Here is a 10046-nt window from a genome sequence, read left to right as displayed (position 1 = left end):
GCAGGAAACCGTGCCGCCGGCCGCCCCGGCCCAGGAAGCCGCCCCCGCGGAACAGCCGGCCGCCGAGCCTGCCCCGCCGGAAACGCCCGCCCTCAGCGACCAGGACATCGAGGCCCGCGTGACCCATATCCGGGCGCTGGTGCGCGAGGAACAGCCGCAAGAGGCCATACAGGCGCTGCGCGAATTGCAGCAGGCCGCCCCCGACCTGGAGCTGCCCGACGACCTGCAGGAACTGGCTCAGCAGATCCCGTCCTGACCGCCGCCGCCCATCGGCGCCGCGCTTTGCGCGGCCGATGGGCGTGTGTGTCCGATATCAACCCGGCGCGGCTCGGCTTCTTGCTAACATAGCCGCCATGAGTCCGAGCTTCCACCACCGCAATCTTCCCCATCTGCTGCTCTACGCGCGCGAAACCTTGATGGCGCATTTCCGCCCCATCCTGCACGCCGCAGGCGTCACCGAACAGCAATGGCGGGTCCTGCGCACGCTGAGCGAGGTGGGCTCCATGGAACCCAATCAAATCGCCCGCACCTGCCAGATCCTCAGCCCAAGCCTCACCCGCATGCTGGCGGGCATGCAGGAACAGGGCCTGATCAAGCGCGCGCGTTCCAGCGCCGATCAGCGCCGCCAGGAAATTTCGCTGACGCCCAAGAGCAACAAGCTCATCGACCGCATGCGGCCGCAAGTGGATGCGAAGTACCAGGAAATCGAGGCCAGGATCGGCAAGGAATTGCTGGACCGCCTGTACCGCGACGTCGACACCATGGTCGAACTGATCAAGCGCGAGCCCGCCGACCCGCGCGCCTCCGAGGAAGAATGATCAGGCCGGCAGCGGGAAGATCGCGTTGATCTGCCCCGTGCCGGAACTGGCGAAGTAGTCGGTCACGATCTCCACCGGCTGGTCGTAGCCGTCCCAGCCCAAGAGGCCCAGCAGCATCGCGGTATCGTGCATGCCGCCCTCGCCCACGCACAGGTCGGCGTATTCCGGCAGCATGGCGCAGAAGGTTTTCCAGTCGCCCTGCCGCCACAATTCCACCACGCGCAAGTCCACCTGCCGGAAGAACTCGCGGCTGATCTGGTGCATGGCCGCCTCGGGGCTGCCGTTGTCGTTGAAACGATGCGATAGCGAACCGCTGGCCAGCACCGCGACGCGGCTGTCGCTGGCTTCGATGGCCTGGCGCAGCGCGGCGCCGAAGCGCCGGCTGTCATCCAGCGAGTGCCAGGCGCACCAGGCGGCTATTGATACCACGCTGAAGCGTCCGTCGCCGTTCATGTAGCGCATGGGCACCAGGGTGCCGTACTCCAGCTCCAGGCTGTCGATCTCGTGCGAGCGCGTGCCCACGCCCGCCGCGTTGGCGTATTCGGCGATGCGGCGTCCCAGTTGCGGATTGCCGCGGTAGGCGTAATCCATATCCTTGATGAAATGCGGCAGCTCATTGCTGGTGTAGCGGCCCTTGAAGCCGCTGTTGCAATTCACGTGATAGCCGCCGTTGACCAGCCAATGCACGTCCAGCACTACGATGCTGTCCACGTCCAGGTCGCGGCAACGCTGGCCGATGATGCGGTGTCCCTGGATCGCGGCTTCCCTGCAGCCCTGGTGTTTGCCGGGCAATTCCGAAAGATACATGGACGGCACATGCGTTACCTTGGCCGCCAGCGCGAGCTTGCCCATGATGCTAGTCTCCTCGTTCTTGTCAGTCCGGACCGGGCTCAGACGCCCCATCTCGGGATGTGGTGGCTGCCCATGGACACGCATACGTTCTTGATTTCGGCAAAGACCTCGTAACTGTATTCGCCGCCTTCGCGTCCCGTGCCGGACTCCTTGGTGCCGCCGAAGGGCTGGCGCAGGTCGCGCACGTTCTGGCTGTTGATGAACACCATGCCGGCTTCGATGCCGCGGGCCAGGCGGTGCGCGCGGCCGATGTCGCTGGTCCAGATGTAGGACGCAAGGCCATATTTCACGTCGTTGGCCAGCGCCAGGCCCTCGGCCTCGTCCTTGAACGGCAGCAGGCAGGCGACGGGGCCGAAAATCTCTTCCTGCGCGCAGCGCATACGATTGTCGACGTCGGCCAGCACCGTGGGGCTGACGAAATTGCCGCCTGACAGTTGGGCGGGCAGGCCGGCGGGCCGGTCCGCGCCGCCCGCAAGTATGCGTGCACCTTCCTGCTCCGCCAGGCGGATGTACCCCGTGACCTTTTCCCAGTGCTGGCGCGTGATCATCGCGCCCACATGGGTATTGTCGTCGGTAGGGTCGCCGACGGCCAGGCGCTGCGCGCGTTCGGCGAACCTGCGCACGAAGTCATCGTAGATGGTCTGCTGGATGAAGATGCGCGAGCCCGCGGTGCAGCGCTCGCCGTTGAGCGAAAAAATGGTGAAAAGCGCCGCGTCCAGCGCCCGCTCCACGTCCGCGTCGTCGAAGATCAGCACGGGCGATTTGCCACCCAGCTCCATCGAGTACTTCTTGACGCCGCCGGCGCTGGCCAGGATCTTCTTGCCGGTCACGGTGCCGCCCGTGAACGAGATCGCGCGCACGCCGGGATGGCGCACCAGCGCGTCGCCGGCGGTGGCGCCATAGCCCTGCACCACGTTCAGCACGCCGGCCGGAATTCCGGCTTCCAACGCCAGCATGCCCAACTGGTCCGCCGTCAGCGGCGAGAGTTCGGACATCTTCAGCACGGCGGTATTGCCCAATGCCAGGCACGGCGCGGTCTTCCACGTGGCCGTCATGAACGGCACGTTCCAGGGCGACACCAGCGCGCACACGCCTACCGGCTGGTAGAGCGTGTAGTTCAGCATCTGGTCGTCCACCGGATAGGTGTGGCCGTTCATGCGCGTGCAGACCTCGGCGAAGAAATTGAAGTTCTCCGAGGCGCGCGGGATCAGCTGCTTGCGGGTCTGCGAAATGGGCAGACCGGTGTCGCGGGTTTCCAGCTCGGCCAGCTGCGGCACATTCTGGTCTATCAGCTCGCCCAGCCGGCGCATCAGGCGGGCGCGTTCCTTGGCGGGCGTGTTGGCCCACTTGGGGAAGGCCTCGGCCGCGGCCGTCACGGCCGCGTCGATCTCGGCCTGCCCGCCCGCGGCGACCTCGGCAATGGCTTCGCCCGTGGCCGGGTTGCTGGTAATGAAGCGGTCGCTGCTGTCGACCTGCTTGCCGTTGATCCAATGCTTGATGCTCACGCGCGGCTCCTCGTCCCGATTGCGCCGGATCGGTCGGCGCAATTTTTATTAACACGTTAACGTTATGCTCGCCAGACGGCGCTGTCAACGTCGGGTAACCCCCAGGCGATGCCAGCCGCCGAATCCCTCTGGCGGATTGTTGTTACCGCGGTTTTTCATTAATATAGTTAACATGATAATTACATTCGGTGGAGCAAGGCCATGCCCCATATCTGGATTGAATACTCGGGCAATCTGGCCCTGGATACGCAGTCCCTGATGCGGACCGTACAGGACGCCGCGATAGGCGACGGCAGCCTGTTTCCACTGGCCGGCGCGCGCACCCGCGCGCTGCGCGTGGATGACTGCCTGATCGTCGATGGCCATCCCGACAATGCCTTCGTCCACGTGGTGCTGCGCATCGGCCACGGCCGCAATGCCGAGCAGAAGGCTGCTCTTGGCGAACGCGTATTCCAGGCGCTGAGCGCCGCGCTGGCGCCGCAGATGGCAGCGCGCCCGCTGGGGATCTCGATGCAGATCGAGGAAGCCGACCCGGTGCTGAACTACAAGCTGAACAACTACCGTGAACACCTGGCCGCGCGCGCCGCGGCGGCCGCGGCGCCATGGCCGCGGACCGTGGTGGGCGCGGCGCTGAACACGCGCCAGGCGCTGGCCGCGCTGGGCGACGCCGTGGACGCTCCCCCTTACAAGGCCGCCCCCAAGGCGCCCGTGCTCTACATCAAGCCGGCCAACACCTATGCGCGCCATGGCGACGTCATCACCCTGCCCGCCGACGTGGACGTGGTCGAAATCGGCGCCTGCCTGGGCGTGGTGTTCGCCCGCCGCGCCACCCGTGTAAGCGAATCCGAGGCGCTGGATTACGTGGCGGGCTACCGCGTGGTGGCGGACCTGTCCGTGCCGCATGCCAGTTACTTCCGCCCCGCGCTCAAGCAGAAATGCCGCGACGGCTTCTGCCCCATCGGCCTGGATCTCGCCCCCGTGGCCGCCGTCGGCGCCCCCGACGCGCTGAACATCGAAGTGCGCATCGACGGCCAGGTGGCGCAACGCGCCAGCACCGCCGACCTGATCCGTCCCGTGGCGCGGCTGATCGCCGACGTCACCCAATTCATGACGCTGGAAGCCGGCGACATCCTGCTGACGGGCGTCCCCCACGGCGCGCCGCAAGCCCGCGCCGGACAGCGCTACGACATCAGCATCTCGCGGGTCGGCGCGCTGGGCAATGCGTTGGCCGCCGTCCGATAAGCTCAGGAGCCCGTCATGAAACATGCCCGCATCTCCCTGGACGGCGTGATCCACGCCGCCACCGAAGCCGGTCCCGGACAGGTCCGCCTGGCCGACGGACGCGTGTACGCCGAAGACGCGGTGCAATGGCTGCCGCCCTTCGAACCACGCACCACCTTCACGCTGGCCATCAACTACGCCGACCACGCCAAGGAATTGGCCTTCAAGGCGCCGGACGAGCCGCTGGGCTTCCTCAAGGCCGCCAACACCTTTGTCGGCCACCGCGCCCAGACCTTCCGCCCCGCCGACGTCGCCTTCATGCACTACGAATGCGAACTGGCGGTGGTGATAGGCAAGACCGCCAGCAAGGTCAGCCGCGCCCAGGCTTATGACTGCGTGGCCGGCTACACCGTGGCCAACGACTACGCGTTGCGCGACTACCTGGAGAACTGGTACCGCCCCAACCTGCGCGTCAAAAGCCGCGACACCTGCACGCCGCTCGGCCCCTGGCTGGTAGACCGCGACGACGTGCCCGATCCCATGAACCTGAACCTGCGCACCACCGTCAACGGCGTCGAGACGCAGCGCGGCAACACCCGCGACATGGTGTTCGACGTGCCCGCGCTGATCGAGTATTTCAGCAGTTTCATGACGCTCTCGCCCGGCGACCTGATCCTGACAGGCACGCCCGACGGCATCGTCAACGTGCAACCCGGCGACGAAGTCGTGACAGAAATCGAAGGCATAGGAAAGCTGGCCAATACGCTGGTCCCCTACCCCGACTGATTCCACTCCAACTCCACCACACCTGGAACCCCGATGCTAGATAAAGATACCGTGCGCGCCATCGCCGCGCGCCTGCACGAAGCCGAACGCACCCGCCAGCAGATCCGCCAGATTTCGCTCGACTACCCCGACATCACCATCGCCGACGCCTATGCCATCCAGCGCGCCTGGATGGATATCAAGCTGGCCGAAGGCCGGATCAAGCGGGGCCACAAGATCGGGCTGACCTCGCGCGCCATGCAACAGGCCTCGCAGATCGACGAACCCGATTTCGGCATGCTGCTGGACGACATGTTTTTCAACGACGGCGCGGACATACCCGCCGGCCGCTTCATCCTGCCGCGGCTGGAGGTCGAACTGGCCTTCGTTCTGGGCAAGCGCCTGCAAGGCCCCGACGTCACGTTGTTCCAGGTCTATGACGCGGTCGACTACGTGATTCCGGCGCTGGAAATCATCGACGCGCGCTCGCACAGCATCGATCCCGACAGCAAGCGCCCGCGCAAGGTGTTCGACACCATCGCCGACAACGCCGCCAACGCCGGCGTGGTGATGGGCGGACGGCCGGTGAAGATCGGCGAGCTGGACCTGCGCTGGATCGGCGCCATCCTGTCGCGCAACGCGGTCATCGAGGAAACCGGCGTGGCCGCGGGCGTCTTGAACCATCCCGCCAACGGCGTAGTATGGCTGGCGAACAAGCTGGCCGCCCACGACGTGGCGCTGGAAGCGGGAGAGATCATCCTGTCGGGTTCCTTCACCCGTCCGGTGCTGGCCCGCCCCGGCGATACCTTCAACGTCGATTACGGCGTGCTGGGCTCCGTCAACTGCCACTTCATCTGATCGCCACGCATCCATGGACATATTGACCAATACCTTCAAGCAGACGCTGCGCAGCGGCAAGCCCCAGATTGGCCTATGGGCGGGCCTGGCCAGCGCCTACACCACCGAGATCATCGCCGGCGCCGGTTTCGACTGGCTGCTGATCGACGGCGAGCACGCTCCCAACACCCTGCAGACGACGCTGCAGCAGCTGCAATCCATGGCCGCCTATCCGGTCGCGCCGGTGGTGCGCCCGGCCTGGAACGACGCGGTCCAGATCAAGCAGATCCTGGACACGGGCGCGCAGACGCTGCTGGTGCCCATGGTGCAGTCCGCCGAAGAAGCCGCTGCCGCCGTGGCCGCGGTGCGTTATCCGCCGCAAGGCGTGCGCGGCGTGGGCAGCGCACTGGCCCGCTCGTCGCGCTGGAACCGCATTCCGGACTACCTGCGCCGCGCCAACGACGAGATGTGCGTGCTGGTACAGATCGAGACCCTGCGCAGCCTGGACGCGCTGGAAGAGATCCTGGCGGTGGACGGCGTGGACGGCGCCTTCATCGGCCCCGCGGACCTGGCGGCCAGCATGGGCTACCTGGGCCAGCCCGAGCATCCGGAGGTGGTCAAGACTATCGACGACACCATCGTGCGCATCGTACGCAGCGGCAAGGCAGCCGGCATCCTGCACAGCGGCGTGGACCGCGCCAAGCACTATCTTTCGCTGGGCGCCACTTTCGTCGCGGTGGGCGTGGACGCCACCCTGCTGGCGCGCGCGGCTGAACAGCTGGCGGGCCAGTTCAAGAACATCGCCGCGCCCGCTGCGGACAAAGGTCCCTACTGATCCGGACGCCGGGGCCGCAGGCCCCGCCCCGCATCACTGCCCCGCCAGGAACCCGCGTACGGCGGCGTTGAACAACAACGGCCGCTCCAGGTGCGCGGCATGCCCGCAATCCGGCAGGACGCACAGGCTGCCATGGGTCAGCGCCGCGCGCAGGGCCAGCGCCGAAGCCAGCGGATGGCTACGTTCGTGTTCGCCCGATATGACCAGCACCGGCGCGCGCACCGCGGCCAGCGCCTGCGTGTAGTCCACGCCGTCGACGGCGGCGATCATCGAGGCCGCACCCGCCGCGCTCATCGACGCCCCATCTTCCAGGCAGGCCGCATAAGCTGGCGCCTGCTCCCCCGCCGCGAACCAGGTCTCCAGCACGCGCCGGGCCGTGGCCCGTGGACCGTCCGCGCGCAGGCGCGCCAAGGTCTGGTCCATGGGTTCGAAACGTGCACCGCGATCGACTCGCAGGCCCGCGCCATACAGCACCGCCCGGCCCACGCGCCCGGGAGCCGCGCACAGCAATCGCTGCACAACGAAACCGCTGAACGAATGCCCCAACACGTCGAAGCTGGCTATGCCCAACCGGTCCGCCAGGGCGACGAGCGCGTCCGCGTAGGCCGGCAGGCCCTGTAAGGGCGCCGCGTTCGCGCCACGCCCGAAGCCCGGCCAATCAATGGCGATCACGTCATGCCTGTCGGCCAGCGCGTCAGCCAGGCCGCCCCAGACCACGGACGATGAACAAAAGCCGTGCAGCAGAAACAGCGGGCGGCCCGAGCCGCGACGGGTGTATTCCATGGCGCGCGCCTCAGTTGTCCAGCACCACCCCGGATTCGCGCACCACCTCCTGCCACTGCGGCGCTTCGCTGCGCCAGGCCGCGGCAAAAGATGCAGGCGTGTCCTGCCCGGGCACAAAGCCGCCGGCCAGGAAGGCCTGGCGCACCTCCGGCAAGGCCAGCACCTCGTGCAGGACGTCCGCAAAGCGCGCCACGCGCTCGGGCGGCGTGCCCTTGGGCGCGGCGAAGCCCCACCAGTTGCCCTGCACCACGTCCGGCATGCCGGCCTGGGCCGCGGTAGGCACGTCGGGCAATCCGGCAAAGCGCTCGGGCGCCGCCACCGCCAGCGCGCGCACCTTGCCTTGCGGCATATAGGCGGCCGCGATGCTGTAGCCGCCGATGTACATCTGGATCTCGTTCGCCAGCAAGGCCTGCACCCCCGGCGAGGAGCCGCGGTAGGCGATGTGCGTCATGCCCGCGCCCATGGCATGGGACAGGCGGTAGCCGGACAGATGCGGCGTGGTGCCCATGCCCGGCGAGCCATAGTTCAGCTTGCCGGCCTGCGCCCGCGCATACTGCGCGAATTGCGCGTAGTCCTGCGCCGGCACCTGTGCGCTGACGTAGACGAAAGCCGGCACGTCGGCCAGCTTACCCACCGGCTCCAGATCCGCCAAGGGATCGAAGCCCAGCTTGCGGTACAGGAACTGGTTGATGACGAAATTGTTGGTCGCGCCCAGCACCAGCGTATAGCCGTCGGGCTTGGCGCGCGCCACTTCCAGCGCGCCGATGTTGCCGCCTGCGCCGGTCTTGTAGTCGACGATCAGGGGCTGGCCCAGGCGCTTTTCCAGCAGGGGCTGGATCTGGCGCATGGCAACGTCGCCCGCCGCGCCCGGCGCATAGGGCAGGACGATGCGGATGGGGTGATCGGGATACTGCGCCCGGGCGGCCAGCGGCGAGGCCGCCGCGCCCAAGGCAAGCAAAACGGATACGGCGCAAGTCCGGTACGTCATGGTGTTCTCCCTGGCCGGCGGGCGGCGCCCGCGCGCGCCGGCCTCGCGGCCGGCCGGTTTCCTCGCGAGCGCTACAGATCGATGCGCATCAGGTCGTGGGCCAGCCGCAACGGGCCCGAATAGTTCTTGCGGATGTCGGCCACGATCTCGTCCATCAGGTGCGGCCCCATCAACTCCACCGGCAGGTGCTTGGCGGCGGCGCGCTTGATCACCGGGCTGGTCGAATCGAAATGGCCGAAGTGCGTCGCCACCAGGCTCTTGACGCCAGCGCGGCTGGCGATGATGCCGAGGTCCGTGGGACTGGTGTGCGCATAGGTGCCCACGCCGGTCTTGGCGCGGTGCGCGATGAACGATTCGGGGAAAGTGCACTCATGGATCAGCAGGTCGGCGTCCTGCGCCAGCCGCACCATGGCTTCACAGGGCGCGGTGTCGCCGCTGAAGGCGATGACCTTGCCTTCGGCTTCCACCCGCACGCCGAAGCACTCGCAAACGTCGCGCGGGATGTGCTCGACCCAGTCGACCGAAATGCGCACGCGGCCGTCATCGAACACTGGGCCGGGGCTGACTTCGCGCACCTCCGGCCGCATGGCTTCCAGGTTGGCCTGGCGCACGGGATAGGCGCTGCGCGCCTGGTAGTCGGTATGGTAGGCGCCGTTCTCGAACAGGTGGTCGACGAAATGGCGCGTGCCCTTCGGCCCCAGCACCAGCGGCGCGCCGGTCTTGTTCAGCATCCAGCTGGAGATGACGAAGTAGGGATAGTCGCAGATATGGTCGTGGTGCAGGTGCGTCAGGAACACGAAACCCACCTTGGCGGGATCGACGTTGGCGCGCACCATCTGGCGCGTGGCGCCCTCGCCGCAGTCGAACAGATAGTGGGTATCGTCATCCAGGGTCAGCAGGATGGCCGATTGGCCGCGGTCGGGATCGGGCAGCGCGGCGCCGGTTCCCAGCATCGTGATTTTCATGTTTTCCCCTTTTATGCAGGACGGTTGAACTGCAATCCAGTATAGGTATGGGGTGCATACAATCTAATCAATTATTAGAATGCTGTGATAACCAACGGGAATTACACAAGATGCCAGCCACTCCCCGGATTCCGGAACTGCATCACATCGGCGGCCGCCTGCGCATGCGCCACCTGGACTTGCTGCGCGCCCTGTACGCGCTGGGCAGCGTGCACAAGGCCGCCGCCGAACTCGGCATGACGCAGCCCGCTGCGAGCAAGCAGTTGCTGGAACTGGAAGACATGTTCGGCGTGCCGTTGTTCCAGCGCACGCGCCGCGGCATCGTGCCCACGGGCTTTGGCCACGCGCTGGCGCGCAAGGCAGACGTGCTCTGGTCCGATCTGTCCGGCGCCCGCAACGAGATTGCCGCGCTAGCCGCCGGCGCCAGCGGCCGCATCCGCGTCGGCGTGCAGCAGGTGGCGCTGCCCGTGCTGGTGC

The 10046-nt window shown here is 67.1% G+C and carries 11 protein-coding genes and 1 pseudogene; 7 read left to right on the top strand and 5 right to left on the bottom strand.

All coding sequences use genetic code 11. The features are described 5' to 3' along the window. Window positions 1-256, top strand: a pseudogene (locus WBB14_RS27550) (hypothetical protein); the annotation flags it as partial. 97 nt (window positions 257-353) lie between these two features. Further along, window positions 354-818, top strand: coding sequence for a homoprotocatechuate degradation operon regulator HpaR (gene hpaR, locus WBB14_RS27545; protein WP_013394799.1), 465 nt, complete (start codon window positions 354-356; stop codon window positions 816-818). Here hpaR and hpaD read toward each other — a convergent pair whose 3' ends face one another. Further along, window positions 819-1670 carry a 3,4-dihydroxyphenylacetate 2,3-dioxygenase gene (gene hpaD / locus WBB14_RS27540; protein WP_424242572.1) on the bottom strand — a complete coding sequence of 284 codons (852 nt, stop codon included), beginning with the start codon at window positions 1668-1670 and terminating at the stop codon, window positions 819-821. A gap of 38 nt (window positions 1671-1708) precedes the next feature. Beyond that, a complete protein-coding gene (hpaE, locus tag WBB14_RS27535) occupies window positions 1709-3175 on the bottom strand; it encodes a 5-carboxymethyl-2-hydroxymuconate semialdehyde dehydrogenase (protein ID WP_424242571.1) in 1467 nt (488 codons plus the stop codon). A gap of 201 nt (window positions 3176-3376) precedes the next feature. Between hpaE and WBB14_RS27530 the strand changes: the two genes are divergently transcribed. From WBB14_RS27530 to hpaI, 4 genes are read left to right on the top strand one after another with little or no spacing between them, the layout of a single operon-like run. Next, the gene (locus WBB14_RS27530; RefSeq protein WP_424242570.1) at window positions 3377-4417 is read left to right on the top strand and encodes a fumarylacetoacetate hydrolase family protein; all 1041 of its coding nucleotides are present in this window, start codon (window positions 3377-3379) and stop codon (window positions 4415-4417) included. Window positions 4418-4432: 15 nt separating this feature from the next. Next, the gene (locus WBB14_RS27525; RefSeq protein WP_424242569.1) at window positions 4433-5182 is read left to right on the top strand and encodes a fumarylacetoacetate hydrolase family protein; all 750 of its coding nucleotides are present in this window, start codon (window positions 4433-4435) and stop codon (window positions 5180-5182) included. A gap of 33 nt (window positions 5183-5215) precedes the next feature. Then, on the top strand, window positions 5216-6019 hold the full coding sequence (gene hpaH / locus WBB14_RS27520; RefSeq protein WP_424242568.1) for a 2-oxo-hept-4-ene-1,7-dioate hydratase: 804 nt from the start codon (window positions 5216-5218) through the stop codon (window positions 6017-6019). A 13-nt stretch (window positions 6020-6032) separates the two neighbouring features. After that, on the top strand, window positions 6033-6833 hold the full coding sequence (gene hpaI / locus WBB14_RS27515; protein ID WP_424242567.1) for a 4-hydroxy-2-oxoheptanedioate aldolase: 801 nt from the start codon (window positions 6033-6035) through the stop codon (window positions 6831-6833). A gap of 33 nt (window positions 6834-6866) precedes the next feature. On the opposite strand, the gene WBB14_RS27510 is transcribed toward hpaI, so the two are convergent. From WBB14_RS27510 to WBB14_RS27500, 3 genes are all read right to left on the bottom strand, one after another. After that, window positions 6867-7616, bottom strand: a complete 750-nt coding sequence (locus WBB14_RS27510) for an alpha/beta fold hydrolase (protein ID WP_424242566.1) — start codon at window positions 7614-7616, stop codon at window positions 6867-6869. Between the two features lie 10 nt (window positions 7617-7626). Next, window positions 7627-8604, bottom strand: coding sequence for a Bug family tripartite tricarboxylate transporter substrate binding protein (locus tag WBB14_RS27505; protein WP_424242565.1), 978 nt, complete (start codon window positions 8602-8604; stop codon window positions 7627-7629). Window positions 8605-8675: 71 nt separating this feature from the next. Further along, on the bottom strand, window positions 8676-9569 hold the full coding sequence (locus WBB14_RS27500; RefSeq protein ID WP_013394808.1) for an MBL fold metallo-hydrolase: 894 nt from the start codon (window positions 9567-9569) through the stop codon (window positions 8676-8678). Between the two features lie 110 nt (window positions 9570-9679). Here WBB14_RS27500 and WBB14_RS27495 point away from each other — a divergent pair. Further along, on the top strand, window positions 9680-10046 hold a 367-nt coding region (locus WBB14_RS27495), incomplete at its 3' end, for a LysR family transcriptional regulator (protein ID WP_424242564.1).

The sequence above is a fragment of the Achromobacter sp. genome, assembly GCF_049647645.1.
Lineage (GTDB): Bacteria > Pseudomonadota > Gammaproteobacteria > Burkholderiales > Burkholderiaceae_B > Achromobacter.
The sequence above is the reverse complement of the archived record's forward strand: the minus strand, read 5'-3'. Positions and strand labels throughout refer to the sequence as shown.